This window comes from Streptomyces spectabilis (assembly GCF_008704795.1).
GTDB lineage: Bacteria > Actinomycetota > Actinomycetes > Streptomycetales > Streptomycetaceae > Streptomyces > Streptomyces spectabilis.
The window spans coordinates 1,725,953-1,741,432 of sequence record NZ_CP023690.1 but is presented as its reverse complement, the minus strand read 5'-3'; the positions used below and the strand labels follow the sequence as shown (position 1 = coordinate 1,741,432).

Here is a 15,480-nt window from a genome sequence, read left to right as displayed (position 1 = left end):
AGGACACTTCAGAGAAGTCGAGGAAGACATGCCCCTGGCAGACCTGTTGCAAGACGAGCGCACCTACGGTTCGCGCATCACGGGCATCGCCGCCTACCGGCCCGCCCGGCTGCTCACCAACGAGGAGCTGGCGCCGCTGACGACGGTGTCCCCCGAGTGGATCGAGCAGCGCACGGGCATCAAGACCCGCTACCACGCGGGCGAGGAGGAGGACCTGGTCGCCATGTCCGTGGCGGCCGGGGAGAAGGCGCTCGTGCACGCGGACGTCGACCCGGCGGAGGTGGACCTCACCATCGTCGCGACCGCGACCCGCAAGCGCCGCATGCCCGGCATCGCCCCGGAGGTGGCGAGCCGCATCGGACTGCCCAACTCCGGCGCGTACGACCTGAACGCGGTCTGCGCGGGCTTCACCTACTCCCTCGCCATGGCCTCCAACGCGGTGCGCCTCGGCGAGGCCCGTACCGTCCTGGTCGTCGGCGCCGAGCGCACCAGCGACTGGATCGACCCCCAGGACCCGGACACCTTCGTCATCTTCGGCGACGGGGCCGGCGCCGCCGTCGTCTCCCGCTCCGCCGAGGTGGGCGTCGGACCCGCCGTGTGGGGCAGCGACGGCGCCCGGCACAAGGTCCTCGGCATCACGGAGAAGGCCGACGGCCGCGAGTACGTCCAGATGAACGGGCCGCTGGTCTACAAGTGGTCGACGGCCACCATGCCCGACGTCGCCCACCGCGCCTGCGCGGCCGCGGGCCTGACCATCGACGACGTCGACTGGTTCGTGCCCCACCAGGCCAACAACCGCATCATCAGGACCCTCACCCACGAACTGGGCCTGCCCCCGGAGCGCGTCGTCAACGACGTCGTCGTCACCGGCAACACCTCGGCCGCGTCCGTGCCGCTCGCCCTCAGCAGCCTCTACGACAGCGGCCGCAGCACACCGGGCGACATCGTGCTGCTGCTCGGCTTCGGCGCCGGGCTCACCTACGCCGGCCAGATCGTGCGCATGCCGTAACCGGCGTCCGCACCGCACCACCCAGCGCAACCAGTCACGTCCCCAACCGCACGGAGAAGAGGTCACCATGGCCAGAGACACACTCACCGCCGACGTCGTCCGCCTCGTCCAGGACACCGCCTTCGACCTGGACGGCGAGGTCACCGCCGAGTCCAGCTTCGAAGAGCTCGGCATGGACTCGCTCACCCGCGTCGATCTGCTCGCCGCCGTCGAGAAGACGTACCAGCTCTCGGTGCCCGACGACACGGTGGCGACCCTGCTGCGCGTCCGCGACGTCGTCGACTTCCTCGTCGAGGCCAAGGCGGGAGTCTGACGCATGGACCGCACCGACCCCTTGGCCGGGACACTGCCCCTGTCGGTGGGGCAGGAGGGGCTGTGGCTGCTGCACACGCTGCACCCCGAGTCCACCACCTACAACCTCGCGGGCGGCGGCCGGATCACGCCCGCGCCCGACCTGGCCGCCCTCGACCGGGCCTGGCGGGCGCTGCTCACCCGGCACCCGATGCTGCGCTCGCGCTACACCGAGGTCGCGGGCCGGCCCCGGCGCGTCGTCGACACCCCCGAGGAAGCCGCGCAGATCGCGGTGGTGGAGGTGCCGGACGCCACCGAGGAGGAGCTGCGCCGGCGCGTCAACGCCGAGGTGCGCAGGCCCTTCAGGCTCCGGGACGAGGGGGCGGTGCGGGCCACGCTCCTGCTGCGCCGCACGGACGCGCTGCTGGTCGTCGTCACGCACCACATCGCGACCGACGCCATCTCGCAGTGGCTGCTGTGGCGCGACCTGTTCGCCGCCTACGAGGCGGAGGTCGCCGGGCGCGAGCCCGACTGGCGGCCCATCGCGCACGACTACGACGAGTTCGTGGGGCGCGAGCGGACCCTGCTCGACTCGCCGCGCGGCACCGGCCAGGGAGAGTTCTGGCGCGCCGAGTGCGAGGGCTCCACACCCGCCGAGCTGCCCACCGACCGGCCGCGCCCCGAGGCGTCCTCGCACACCGGGGCCAGCCTGGTGCGCAGACTGCCCGACGCGCTCGCGCACGCGGTGTCCAAGGCCGCCGCCGAGCGCCACGTGTCACCGTTCGCCCTGATGGTGGGCGCCTTCCAGGCCATGCTGCACCGCTGCACCGGCCAGAGCGACTTCCTCATCGCCTGCCCGGCCTCCACGCGGCGCGCGGCGGCCGCCGACATCATCGGCTACTTCGTCAACCCGGTCCTGATCCGGGCCCGGTTCGACCGCGAGACCACCCTCGGCGACGCCGTGGACGCGGCGGCCGACCGCGTCCGGCAGGCCACCGCACGCGTCTCCTACCCGTTCCCGCTGGTCGCCCAGGGCTCCTCCGGGCCGCTGTTCCGGATCTCCGTCACCATGGTCGCCACCGACCGGTTCGGGCACGGCATGGACGGCCTGGTCGCGGGGGAGACGGTGACCCTCGCCGGACACCAGCTCGGCTATGTCGAGATCCCGCACCTGGAGGGCCAGTGCGATCTGGCCCTGGAGATCACCCGGGACGCGCACGGCCTCACGGTCGCCCTGCGCTACGACACCGACCTGTTCGAAGAGGCCACCGCCCAGCGGCTCTTCGACCAGTTCCAGCGGTGCGTCACGGCCGCCGTCGAGGCGCCGGACACCCGCGTCGCCCGGGTCCCGCTCACCGACGACACCGAGCGGAACCTGCTGCTCGCGCTGAGCGGCGGGCAGGCGTGAGCGCCCGCACCCCGGTCCACGACAGCATCCTCGACGCCGTCGGCGGCACCCCGCTGGTGGAGCTCGGCGGGCTCCTGCCGAGCCTCGGCTCCCGGGTCTTCGCCAAGCTGGAGTCCGCCAACCCCGGCGGCAGCGTCAAGGACCGCTCGGCGCTCTCCATGCTCCTCGGCAAGATCCGCGCCGGCGAGCTGCTGCCCGGCCGGTCCACCGTCGTGGAGTCCAGCTCCGGCAACCTCGCGATCGGCATCGCGCAGATCTGCCGCTACTACGGCATCGACTTCGTCTGCGTCGTCGACCCGCGCACCACCCGGCAGAACCTGGCGATCCTGCGCGCCTACGAAGTCACCGTCGACCTGGTCACCGAGCCCGACCCGGAGACCGGCGCCTATCTGCCGAGCCGCCTCGCGCGGGTGCGCGAACTGGTGGCGACGACGCCCGGCGCGTACTGGCCCAACCAGTACCGCAACCCGCTCAACCCGCGCGCCCACGAGCGCACCATGCGGGAGATCGACGAGGCGCTCGACGGCAGGGTCGACTACCTCTTCTGCTCCACCGGCACCGGCGGCACCCTGCGCGGCTGCGCCCAGTACATCCGCGACCGCGGGCTCGCCACGACGGTCGTGGGCGTCGACGCGCTCGGCAGCGTGCTGTTCGGCGGGCCGCCCGGGCCGCGCCTGCTGCCGGGGCACGGCGCCGCCGTGCGCCCCGAGCTGTTCGACCCCAGCGCCGCCGACGAGGTGGTCCTCGTCTCGGACCTGGAGTGCGTGGTGGGCTGCCGGACCCTGACGCTGCGCGAGGCGATCCTCGCGGGCGGCTCGTCCGGCGCCGTCACCGCCGCGCTCGGCAAGCTCGCGGACCGCGTTCCCCCGGGCAGCACCTGCGTGCTGGTCTTCCCGGACCGCGGCGACCGCTACCTCGACACGATCTACGACGACGACTGGGTGCGACGCCACTTCGGCGACGTCGAGCACCTGTGGAAGGAACAGGGACACACCATGGCGGTGGCGGCATGCTGATCCTCGGACACGGCGCGGTGGAGGGGCTCCTCGCCGGGCGCGAGCGGGAGCTCATCGACCTGGTCGCCGACGCGTACACCGCGCACGACGAAGGCCGCACCAGCCTTCCGCACTCCGTGTTCCTGCGCTTCCCCGACCGGCCGAAGGACCGCATCATCGGGCTGCCCGCCTACCTCGGCGCGAGCGCGGCGGCGGACGGCGAGCAGGGCGGCGAGGACGTCGCGGGGATGAAGTGGATCGCCTCCTTCCCCGACAACGTCGCCTCCGGCCTCCAGCGGGCCAGCGCCGCGATCCTGCTCAACTCCCTGAAGAACGGCCACCCCGAGGCCCTGATCGAGGCCTCCATGATCTCCGCCCGGCGCACCGCGGCCTCCGCGGCGCTCGGCGCCCGGCTGCTGCTCGGCGACCGCAGGCCCACCGGCGTCACGCTCGTCGGCTGCGGCGTCATCAACCGCGAGGTCCTGCGCTTCCTCGCGGCCGACCGGCCGGAACTGACGGACCTCACCCTGTACGACAGCGACCCCGAGCGGGCCCGGTGCTTCGCCCGGGACAACGCGCGGCTTCTGCCCGGCGTCAAGGTGCGCAGGCGCGACCGGCTCGACGAGGCCCTCGCCGACCACGACCTGGTGTCCTTCGCCACGACCGCGGCGACCCCGCACACCGGACTCGCCGCCTGCCCGCCGTCGGCCGTCGTGCTGCACGTGTCCCTGCGCGACCTGACCGTGCCCGCGATCCTCGGCGCGCACAACGTCGTCGACGACGTCGACCACGTCTGCCGCGAGCGCACCTCCGTCCACCTGGCCGAACAGGAGACCGGCGGGCGGGACTTCATCGAGGCCGGTGTCGGCGCACTCCTTCGCGGGCGGGCCGTGCTGCGCCCCGCCCCGGGCAGGCCGCTGGTGTTCTCGCCGTTCGGCCTCGGCGTCCTGGACCTGGCCCTGGCCCGGTTCGTCCACGACAAGGCGCGCCGCTGCGGCATCGGCACCGTCGTCAGCGACTTCCTGCCGGCGCGGGCCCTCTGACAGCGCGGCTCGACCACTCTTACGGAGAAACAGACATGACTGTCCCGCTCCATCAGCTCATCGCCGCCCAGGCCGCGTCGACGCCGCGGGCCGTCGCGGTCGAGGACGACCTCGGCTCCCTCACCTACGCACAGCTCGACCGGCGGGCGGGCGACGTCGCGCGGCTGCTCGTGGCGCGCGGCGTCACGCCCGAGTCGCGCGTCGCGGTGTGCCTGCCACGCGGGCGCGACCTGCTCGCGGCGCTGCTCGGCGTATGGCGGGCCGGCGCGGCGTACGTGCCCCTCGACGCGGGGCACCCGGCGGAGCGGAACACCTGGGTGACCCGGGACAGCGGGGCGGTCCTCGTTCTGACCACGCGGACCTCGGCCGGGCTCTTCGAAGCCGCCCTGCCCGGGCGCGTCGCCGTCCTGGACGAGGACGCCTTCGACGGGGTCCCCCAGGAGGACGCGGCGGCCGAGGTCTCCGGCGACCACGCCGCGTACCTCACCTACACCTCGGGGTCCACCGGCCGCCCCAAGGGCGTCGTCATCCAGCACGCCGGCATCGCCAACCGCGTGGCCTGGTCGCTGGCCCACCAGGGGCTCTCGGCGCGGGACCGGGTGCTGCAGAAGACCGTGATCACCTTCGACGCGGCGGCCTGGGAGCTGTTCGCGCCGCTGGCCGCGGGCGGCACCGTCGTGATGGCGCCCGCGGGCGCCGAGTCCGACCCGGCGCTGCTCGCCCGCACGGTCGCCGCTCGCCGCGTCACCGTCCTTCAGGGCGTGCCGTCCGTGCTGCGGATGGCCGTGCAGGAGCCCGCCTGGGCCGACTGCGGCGCGCTGCGCCTGGTCGCCTCCGCGGGCGAGCCGCTGGACGCCGCGCTGTGCCGCCGCCTCGCCGAGCCCTCCGGCGCCCAGGTGTGGAACACCTACGGACCCACCGAGTGCTCCATCGACGTCAGCGGCCAGCTCTTCGACCCGGAGCGGCACACCGACGCCGTACCGATCGGCCGCCCCCTGGACAAGATGCGCGCCTACGTCCTCGACGAGGAGTTCGCGCCGGTGCCGATCGGCGTCGTCGGCGAGCTGTACGCGGCGGGCGTGGGCGTCGCCCGCGGCTACGCGGGCAACGCCGCGGGCACCGCCGACCGGTTCGTGCCCGACCCGCACGGCCCGGCCGGCAGCCGCATGTACCGCACGGGCGACCTCGCCCGCTGGCGCTCCGACGGCGCCCTGGACTTCCTCGGCCGCGCCGACCACCAGGTGAAGGTCAACGGCGTACGCATCGAACCCGCCGAGGTCGAGGCCGCGCTGACCGCCCACGACGACGTGCGCGGCGCCGTCGTCGCCGCCCGCGAGACCCTCGGCGCGAAGCGGCTCGTCGCCTACCTCACCACCGGCCGCCGGGTGCCGCGCGACGAACTGCGCCGCTTCCTTCGGGGCCGCCTTCCCGAGGCGATGATCCCCTCGCTGTTCGTCACCGTCGACTCCTTCCCGCTCACCACCAGCGGCAAGGTCGACCGCGCGGCCCTGCCGGACCCGGTCGACGAGCAGGGCGCCCAGGGCACGTACACCGCGCCGCGCACGCCCGCCGAGAAGCTCGTCGCCCAGGTCTGGGAGGACCTGCTCCAGGTCGAACGGGTCGGCGCCGACGACGACTTCTTCGCCCTCGGCGGCTCCTCGCTCGTCCTGACCCGCCTCGCCGACGCGCTGCGCACCGCCTCGGGCGGCGACGTGCAGCTGCGCGGCCTGTTCGGGGCCTCGACCGTCGAGTCCCAGGCGCGGCTGCTCGAAGAGGCGCGGCCCGCCGTGCCGCCGGTGACGCCCGCCTCGCGCGAGGAGCCGCTGCCCCTGTCCTTCGGCCAGCACCGCCTGTGGTTCCTGGACCGCATGCACCCGGGCAGCCCCGAATGGGTGGCGCCCATGTTCCTGCGGCTGCCCGCGGGCACCACCACGGCCGCCGTGCAGGAGGCCCTGGACACGCTGGAGTCCCGGCACGAGTCGCTGCGCACCCGCTACGTCCTGCGCGGCGAGGAGCCCCGGCAGGCCGTCGTTCCCGCCGCCCCCGTGGAACTGCGGGTCGAGCATGCCGGTGAGGACGAGCTGGAGAAGCTGTTCGGCGAGCAGTTCGCCCGCGGCTTCGACCTCGCCGAGGGGCCCCTGTGGCGGGCCCTGCTCGTCCAGGTGCCGAAGGGCGGCCCCGTGCTGCTCGTCACCACCCACCACATCGCCACCGACGGCTGGTCGACCGTCCTCCTGGAGCGCGAGCTGCGGGAGCTGTGCGCGGCCCGCGCCGAGGACCGCGCCCCGGACCTCGCGGAGCCGTCCGTCCAGTACGCCGACTACGCCGCCTGGCAGTCCGAGCGCGCCGACGACCCGGCCCTGGACCGCGAACTGGAGTACTGGAAGGAGCAGTTGAGGGACCTCACGGAACTCCAGCTGCCGACGGACCGGCCCCGGCCCGCCCGGCGGGACGCCCATGGCGCGGGGGTGCGCTTCACCATTCCCGCCGGGCTCGCCGACACCCTCACCGGCGTCGGCCGCCGCCACGGCGCCACTCCGTACGTCACCTTCCTCGCGGCCTTCGCCGGGCTCCTGGCGCGCTACTCGGGGCAGGACGACATCGGCGTCGGCAGTCCCGTCACGGGCCGGACCCGCCCCGAGACGCAGGGCACGGTCGGGTTCTTCCTCAACTCCCTCGTCCTGCGCTGCGACACGAGCGGCGACCCCGCGTTCACCGAACTCCTCGACCGGGTGCGCGCCACGACCCTCGCCGGGTTCGCCCACCAGGAGTTGCCGTTCGAGCGCCTCGTGGACGAGCTCCAGCCGGTGCGCGACCTCTCCCGCACCCCGCTGTACCAGGTGGCCTTCGACCTCCAGGACGAGGGCGCCACCGCCGTCGCCGCCGACGACGTCCTGATGGACGCCTTCCAGGGCGCCTGGCGGGTCGCGAAGACGGACCTGACGCTGTTCATGTGGCGGCAGGCGGACGGCTCCCTCGTCGGCGCCTTCGAGTACGCGACCGCCCTCTTCGACCAGCCGACCGCCGCCCGCATGGCCGAGCACTACGTCCGCCTCCTGGAAGGCGTGGCCTCCCACCCCGAACTTCCCCTGTCGGCCCTCGACATCTCCTCCGTCCAGGAGCGCCGCCTGCTGCGTGCGTGGGGCGGCGCGGAATCGGCGGCGGTGGTGTCCGGGGTTCCGGTGCCGGAGCTGGTGGCGCGCCAGGTGGTCCGGGTTCCGGATGCTGTGGCGGTGGAGTGTGGTGAACAGCGGTTGTCGTACGTGGAGTTGGATGCGGCGGCGAATCGTCTGGCTCATCGTCTGCGCGCCGAGGGCGTTGGTGTGGGTTCGTCGGTGGCGGTGCTGCTGGATCGTTCGGTTGAGTTGATGGTGGCGTTGTTGGGTGTGTGGCGTGCGGGTGCGGGTTATGTGCCGATGGATCCCGTACTGCCGTCGGAGCGGATCGCGGCGATGGTGGCCGACGGTGGCGTGTCGGTGGCCGTGACGTCGGCGGAGTACGCGGATCGGTTCACGGATGTGCCGGTGGTGCTGGTGGAGGGGGACCGGTCGGACCTCCCCGCGACCGCGCCGCAGGTCGACGTGGATCTGGATGCGGTGGCGTACACGGTGTTCACGTCGGGTTCGACGGGGCGGCCCAAGGGTGTGGAGGTGACGCACCGGGGCCTGGCGAATCACGTGGAGTGGGCGGAGCGCGAACTCGCATCTTCTGGTTCCGGCGGCGCGCCGGTCTTCTCGTCGGTTGCCTTCGACCTGGTGGTGCCGAACGTGTGGGCGCCCCTGGTGGCGGGGCAGCGGGTGTGGCTGCACGGCGGTGAGCTGACCGAGCTGGGTGATGCGCTGGTCGCGGCGGGTCCCTTCTCGTTCATCAAGCTGACCCCCGGTCATCTCGAAGTCCTTGACGGGCAGTTGTCGGACGAGCGGGTGCAGGAGCTGACGCGCAAGGTCGTGGTCGCCGGTGAGGCGCTGCCGGGCCAACTGGTCGAGCGGTGGCGGCAGTTGCTCGGGGACGGTCAGGTCGTCAACGAGTACGGTCCGACCGAGGCGACCGTGGGGACCTGCGTCTTCCCGCTGGAGGAGGAGTTCACGGGCGTCGTCCCCATCGGCAGGCCCCTTCCCAACATGGTGATGCGGGTGCTTGATGGTGGGATGCGTCCGGTGCCGGTCGGGGTCGTGGGGGAGCTGTTCGTCGGTGGGACGGGTGTCGCGCGCGGCTACGCGGGACGTCCGGCGCTGACCGCGGAGCGGTTCGTGCCCGATCCGTACGGGGGCTCCGGAGAGCGTCTGTACCGGACCGGCGATCTCGTCCGGTGGCGGGCCGACGGCGCGGTCGAGTTCGTCGGCCGCATCGACGACCAGGTCAAGGTGCGGGGCTACCGCATCGAACTCGGGGAGATCCGCGCCGCGTTGGTGGCGCGGTCGTCCGTGTCCGACGCCGCGGTCGTCGTGTCCGACGAGCAGCAGTTGATCGCGTACGTCGTCGGGGAGAGCGACGGCGTCGCCGAGGCCCTGGGCGAGGTCCTGCCGCAGTACATGGTGCCCTCGGTGTTCGTGGACCTCGACGCGATCCCGCTCACGGCCAACGGCAAGGTCGACCGCAGGGCCCTGCCCGACCCCGGCGCGACGGTCACCGACACCTACGTCGCCCCACGCTCCGAGGTCGAGGCGCGCATCGCCGAGGTGTGGAGCCAGATCCTCGTCGTGGACAAGATCGGCGCCGACGACAACTTCTTCGAGCGCGGGGGCCACTCGATCCTCGCGGTCCGGCTGATCTCCCGGCTCCAGGACGAGTTCGACCTCGACCTGCCCGTCCGGGTCGCCTTCGAACGGCCCACGGTCGCCGGGCTCGCCCAGGAGATCGAGGACCGCGTGCGCGCCGAGATCGAGGCGCTCCTCGCGCCCGCCGGAGCCGACGGGACGCCCGCCGAAGCCGACGAAGCACCCGCCGACCAGGCCTGAGAAGGGGGAACCACCATGCCGCAGCACACTCGACAACACCTCGACGGGGCCCGGGCACAGGACGCCGGAGCACCCGAAGGCGCCACCCGCCACCTGATCTCCGTGCGCGACCTCAGCGACGACGAACTGCGCGCCCTGGTCGCCCGCGGCGCCGAGTTCGCGGCGGGCGCGCGCGAGGAGACGCTGGCCGGGGCGATCGTCGGGATCTACTTCCGGCGCACCTCCACACGCACCCGCACCGCCTTCACCAGCGGCGCCCTGCGGCTCGGCGCGCGCACGGTGACCTTCGGACCCGGCGACCTCCAGCTCAACACGGGGGAGACCAGCGAGGACACCGGACGCGTCCTCGCGGGCATGCTCGACCTGCTCGTGGCCAGGACGTCGGACGCCACCGAGGAGATGCGGACCTGGGCCGCGGCCGGGCCGATGTCCGTCGTGAACGCGATGAGCGCCGAGGAGCATCCGACCCAGGCGCTGACCGACCTGACCACGCTGCACCGCCACTTCGGGCAGGTCGACGGCTTGCGCGTGCTGTACGTCGGCGAGGGCAACAACAGCGCCGCCGCCCTCGCGCTCGCCCTGAGCCGGTTCCCCGGCACCACCCTCGACCTGCGGACGCCGACCGGCTACGGCCTGCCCGCGGACGTCGCCGCCACCGCGGTCGCGCAGGCCGACACGCACGGCGCGACCGTACGCGAGCGGCACGACATGGCGGACCTGCCCGAAGGCGTGCACGCGATCTACACCACGCGCTGGCAGACCACCGGCACGACGAAGCCGACCGCGGACTGGCGCGAGGTCTTCGCGCCCTTCCAGGTCACGCGCGAGCTGTGGCGGTCGAGCCCCGACGCGGTCTTCCTGCACGACCTGCCCGCGCACCGTGGTGAGGAGGTCACGGCCGAGGTCCTGGACGGGCCCGCCAGCATCGCCTTCACCCAGGCGACCCACAAGCTGCACAGCGCGATGGCCGTCCTGGAGTGGTGCCGGGCCGGGGCGCGATGAGGAAGGCAGCCGACGGCGGCACGAAACCGCGTCGCCGGCACGCCCTCCCGGGCCTCAACTCCTACCGCGACTTCCGGCTCCTGTGGACCGGCTCGGCCCTGTCGGTGATGGCGGAGCGCTGCTCCGGCATGGCCTTCACGCTGCTGATCCTGTGGCACACCGGGTCCAAGAGCAGCGCGGGCCTCGTCGGCTTCGCCACGCTCCTGCCCGCGCTGCTCGTACAGCTGCCCGCCGGGGTGCTCGTGGACCGCTGGAACCGGCGCGGCGTGATGCTGGTGTGCGTGGTGGGGCGGATGGTGGCGGTCGCGACCGTCGCCGTCGCCCTGGCGGGTGACCGTCTCTACGTGTGGCACATCGCCGCCGTCGCGTTCGTCCAAGGGACCCTGACCGTCTTCTACCAGCTGGCCGAGCGGGCCACCGTGCGCGGCGTGGTGCCCGCCCGGCAGCTGTCGGCGGCCATGGCGACGAACGAGGCGCGGTCCCGCGCGGTGAACTTCGTCGGACACCCGGCGAGCGGCATGCTGTTCGGCATCTCCGCGTGGATGCCGTTCATGTCGAGCGTCGGCATGTACCTGCTGTCCCTGATCACCCTGATCCGCCTGCGGGCCAAGGACGGCACGAAGGGCAAGAAGGGCAAGGGGAAGGGCGGCAAGGGCGGGAAGAAACGCGCCATGACCGCGGAGATCCGAGCCGGGCTCGACTGGGTATGGAAACGCGCCTATTTCCGCACCGCGCTGCTCATCATGGCGGGCAGCAACCTGATCTTCCAGGCCCTGATCCTCAGCGTGGCGGTGGTGGTGCGGGACTCCGGCAGGCCCGCGGGCACGGTGGGCCTGATCATGGCCGCGGGCAGCGTCGGAGGCCTTCTCGGCGCCATCACCGGCGGCGCCCTGAGCAAGCGCCTCCCGATGCGACACACCATGATCGTGGCACACGTGGCCTGGGCACTCGTCCTGCCCGGAACGGTGGTTTTCCACCATCCAGCGGCACTTGGGTCTCTCTTTTTCATAACATCGCATATAGGAGCCGCTGTTACCGTCGCAGGCATGTCCCACCAGGTGCGCATCACGCCGAACAACATGCAGGGGCGGGTCGGCAGCGTCGTCATGCTGCTCGTGTCCGGCGCGAGTTCGCTCGGCGCGCTCGGCACCGGCTTCCTCCTGGACGCGTACGGCACCCGTCAGGTCCTGATCGGCGCATCCGTGGTGATGGCGGTCCTCGCCGCCGTCGCGACCCTTGTGTTCACGCGCCGTGGTGCGGCACTGGAGGACGAGAACAACATGGCTCCGCCGCCCGAGAGGCAGAACGAGCCGGTGGTCGTCTCCTCTCGTACGACCCTGACCTTACGGAGAATCGATGGATGAGGCAGTGCGGCTGGAGTCGCTGACCAAGACGTACAGCTCGGGAGCCAACCCCGTGACCGCGCTGCGCGAGGTGACGATGGCCTTCCCCCGGGGCAGCTTCACGGCGATCATGGGCCCCTCCGGCTCCGGCAAGTCCACACTGCTGCAGTGCGCCGCGGGCCTCGACCGGCCCACGTCGGGCCGGGTGAGCGTCGACGGCACCGATCTGAGCACGCTGAACGAGACCCAGCTGACCGAACTGCGCCGGGAGCGGACGGGCTTCATCTTCCAGTCCTTCAACCTGCTCCCGTCGCTCACGGCCGCGCAGAACGTGTCCCTGCCGTTGCGCCTGGCCGGACGCAAGCCGAAGCGCGAGGCGATAGCGAGGGCCCTGGCCCTGGTGGGCCTGGCCGAGAAGGCGGGCAGCCGCCCCGGCCAGCTCTCCGGCGGCCAGCAGCAGCGCGTCGCCATCGCCCGCGCGCTGGTCAGCCGCCCCGCCGTGCTCTTCGCCGACGAGCCCACCGGCGCCCTCGACCTGCACACGGGCCGGGAACTGCTCGACACCCTGCGCAAACTGGCGGGCCCGCCGACCGGCGACGGCTACGCGGCCACCGAGCTGGCCGACCGGCCCACCACCATCGTGATGGTCACCCACGACCCGAACGTCGCCGCGTACGCCGACCGCGTCGTCTTCCTCGCCGACGGCGTCCTCGCCGGCGGCCTGGAGCGGCCCACGGCGGAAGCGGTCGCGGCCCGGATGACCAGCCTGGCGGTGTCGTAAGTGCTCTTCGTCGCCTACCAGACCCTGCGGGCCCGCTGGGTGTCGTTCCTCGGCACCCTGGTGGCGCTCGTCCTGGGCGTCGCCCAAGTGGCCGCCATGGGCACCCTGTTGATGACCGTGCTCGACCTGCCCGACCGCCCCGTCGAGCGGTTCGCGAAGGCCTCCGCCGTCGTCAAGCCCGATGACGGCGACTGGAGCTCCTCCCAGCACGACCTCGGCGTCCGCTCGCTGCCCGCGGCCCGGGGCGTCGAGCCCGCGCTGCGGCAGAAGGTCGCCGACACCGGCGAGGTCGTCGTCGACCGCGCCTTCTACGCCCAGCTCGACGGCGGCCCCAAGGACCAGGTCGGACACCCCTGGCCGGTCGCGCGCTTCGGCGGCTACCGCCTGACCGACGGGCGCGCGCCCACCGGCAAGGACCAGATCGTCGTCCCCTCCGACCAGGCCCGCACCGGCGAGCAGGTCACGGTGATGACCGCCGCCGGAGTCTCCCGCTACACCGTCTCCGGCACCGTCTCGCCCGTCGACTGGGAGGACGCCGTCTTCTTCAGCGACGCCGAGGCGGCCCGGATCTCGCCGCGGATCGAGGCCCTCGTGCCGCTCGGCCCGCTCGACGCGGTCCGCACGGCCGTCGGCGACGACGCCGAGGTGCTCACCGGGCAGGACCGGCACAAGGCCGACGCCAGCGAGGAGAGCGACCGCGAGACGCTCGACAACACCGTCACCCTGGTGCCGGTCATGGCGAGCGTCGCGGGCACCACCGCGGTCTTCGTCGTCGCCTCCACGTTCGCCTTCGCCGTCGTCCAGCGCCGCCGCGAGGTCGCCCTGCTGCGGGCCGTCGGCGCGACGCCCAAGCAGGTGCGGCGCATGGTGCGCGGCGAGGCACTGCTCGTCGGCACGCTCGCCTCGGCGGCCGGTGCGGCACTCGGCCTGTACGGCGCGCAGCTCCTCGCCGACGTGCTGATCTCCATGGACATCTCACCGGACTGGTTCGAGGTGCAGCCGTCCCTGCACTGGACGATCCTCGCCCCGCTCGCCGGAGCGTTCCTCGTCGGCGTCACCGTGGCCTGGTGCGGCGCCGTCGCCGCCGCCCGCAGGGCCGGCTCGGTACGCCCCGTCGAGGCGCTGCGCGAAGCCGCCGTGGACGACACCGGGATGACGCCCGCCCGCAAGCTGCTCGGCCTGGCCGGCGTCGCCGCGGGCCTCGGCCTCGCCGGGTGGATCGCCTTCGGCAAGCCGCAGAGCGTCCTGTCGCCCAACACGTACGTCACCGAACTGCTGGTGCCCGTCCTGGCGGCGGCCGTCCTCGCCCCGCTCGCGGTCGGCCCGCTCACCCGGTTCTTCATGTGGCCCTTCCGCAACTCCTCGGGGCCCACGGCCATGCTGGTGCGCGAGAGCGCGCTCACCGCCCGCCGCCGCACGGCCGCCACCGCGGCGCCGATCCTGCTCACCGTCGGCCTCGCCCTGTCGCTGCTCGCCGCCACCGACTCGCTCGGCGCGGCCCGCGACCACGGCCTGCGCAACTCGGTCACCTCCGAGTACGCGCTCGCGCCCGACCACACGCCCGGCATCAGCCCCGACGTCATCGAGCGGGTCAAGCGGATCGACGGCGTACGGATCACCGCACCGCTCCTGACGACCGTCTACACCCGCGACGAGGACCGCTTCGACGTGAACGACGGCCTGGTCGTCGACACCTCCGCGCTGAAGCACACCATGGACCTCGACGTCACCGAAGGATCCCTGGACAAGCTCGACTCCACCAGCATGGCCGTCGCCGACCTGTGGGGCTGGGACGTCGGCACCCGCGTGAAGATCTACCTCGGCGACGGCGAGGAGGCCACGCTGAAGGTCGCCGCCGTCTACAAGGCGCTGCGCGGCTCCGACGTCGCCTATCTGCCCGAGCGCTTCGCCGCCTCCGCCGCGTACTCGCGCGACGGCCTGGCACGGCGCGCCTACATCTCCCTGAAGCCGGGCACCGACCGGGCCGCCGCCACCGCGGCCATCGAGAAGGCCGTCGAGGGCAACGGCGCGAAGTTCATGACGCGCGACGAACTCGTCTCCTCCGAGAGCGCGTACGCACGCCACCTCATCGAGGTGCGACAGCGCTCCACCGCGCTCATCGTCGTCCTGTTCTGCTTCATCGCCATCCTCAACACCCTGCTCATGGCCACCGCCGACCGGCGCCGCGACCTCGCCGTGCTCCGTCTCGCCGGGGCCACGCCGAAACAGGTCGTACGGTTCTTCGTCGCCGAGTCGCTCCTCGTCACCGCGATCGGCGTGGCCCTCGCGGTGGCCGCGTCCGCGGTCAACCTCATCGGCCTGTGGGGCGCGCTGCACGAACTGTTCGGCGCGGCGCCGATCGTGGTGCCGTGGGCCGTGGTCGGCGCGGTTACCGCGATCTCGGCGGTGCTCGCCGTCGTCGGGACCGTGCTGCCCGTCGGCGCCGCCCTGCGCTCCCGCATCGTCCAGCTGGTGGGCGCCCGCGAATAGGTGGTTCGCGCCCGCCCCGAAGATCACGCGGCCCGGTCCCCATCGCCCCGGCGGGACCGGGCCGCGTGCTGTCCGCGCGCGCCGGTCCGGCGCGCGCGCCGTGTGGTCTGCGTAGAGGCCGCATATAGGGGCCCGCCGGAAGCTGAGGACGTATCGACCG

General features: G+C 73.0%; 10 protein-coding genes. All 10 read left to right on the top strand.

The genetic code is table 11. From position 1 onward, the window contains the following. The first annotated feature begins 28 nt into the window (after positions 1 to 28). The 10 genes from CP982_RS06890 (at position 29) to CP982_RS06845 (ending at position 15,320) form a co-directional block, all read left to right on the top strand. Positions 29 to 1,009: a beta-ketoacyl-ACP synthase III gene (locus tag CP982_RS06890; RefSeq protein ID WP_150509676.1), complete on the top strand. Its 981-nt coding sequence runs from the start codon at positions 29 to 31 to the stop codon at positions 1,007 to 1,009. Between the two features lie 67 nt (positions 1,010 to 1,076). Beyond that, a complete protein-coding gene (locus tag CP982_RS06885) occupies positions 1,077 to 1,322 on the top strand; it encodes an acyl carrier protein (protein WP_144002006.1) in 246 nt (81 codons plus the stop codon). Positions 1,323 to 1,325: 3 nt separating this feature from the next. Beyond that, positions 1,326 to 2,708, top strand: a complete 1,383-nt coding sequence (locus CP982_RS06880; protein WP_150509675.1) for a condensation domain-containing protein — start codon at positions 1,326 to 1,328, stop codon at positions 2,706 to 2,708. Beyond that, on the top strand, positions 2,705 to 3,724 hold the full coding sequence (gene sbnA, locus CP982_RS06875; protein ID WP_150509674.1) for a 2,3-diaminopropionate biosynthesis protein SbnA: 1,020 nt from the start codon (positions 2,705 to 2,707) through the stop codon (positions 3,722 to 3,724). Before CP982_RS06880 ends, sbnA begins: the two co-directional genes overlap by 4 nt. Next, positions 3,718 to 4,746 (top strand): 2,3-diaminopropionate biosynthesis protein SbnB, encoded by a 1,029-nt coding sequence (gene sbnB, locus CP982_RS06870; protein WP_150509673.1) that lies wholly within the window; start codon positions 3,718 to 3,720, stop codon positions 4,744 to 4,746. The genes sbnA and sbnB overlap by 7 nt, the downstream gene beginning before the upstream one ends. Positions 4,747 to 4,781: 35 nt before the next feature. Continuing rightward, complete coding sequence (locus tag CP982_RS06865; protein WP_150509672.1) at positions 4,782 to 9,704, top strand: non-ribosomal peptide synthetase; 4,923 nt, start codon at positions 4,782 to 4,784, stop codon at positions 9,702 to 9,704. Between the two features lie 15 nt (positions 9,705 to 9,719). Continuing rightward, complete coding sequence (locus CP982_RS06860; protein WP_150509671.1) at positions 9,720 to 10,706, top strand: ornithine carbamoyltransferase; 987 nt, start codon at positions 9,720 to 9,722, stop codon at positions 10,704 to 10,706. Beyond that, on the top strand, positions 10,703 to 12,070 hold the full coding sequence (locus CP982_RS06855) for an MFS transporter (protein WP_150509670.1): 1,368 nt from the start codon (positions 10,703 to 10,705) through the stop codon (positions 12,068 to 12,070). The genes CP982_RS06860 and CP982_RS06855 overlap by 4 nt, the downstream gene beginning before the upstream one ends. Next, the gene (locus CP982_RS06850) at positions 12,063 to 12,830 is read left to right on the top strand and encodes an ABC transporter ATP-binding protein (RefSeq protein WP_150509669.1); all 768 of its coding nucleotides are present in this window, start codon (positions 12,063 to 12,065) and stop codon (positions 12,828 to 12,830) included. Before CP982_RS06855 ends, CP982_RS06850 begins: the two co-directional genes overlap by 8 nt. Continuing rightward, positions 12,831 to 15,320, top strand: a complete 2,490-nt coding sequence (locus CP982_RS06845; protein WP_170316380.1) for an ABC transporter permease — start codon at positions 12,831 to 12,833, stop codon at positions 15,318 to 15,320. The last annotated feature ends 160 nt before the right edge of the window (positions 15,321 to 15,480 follow it).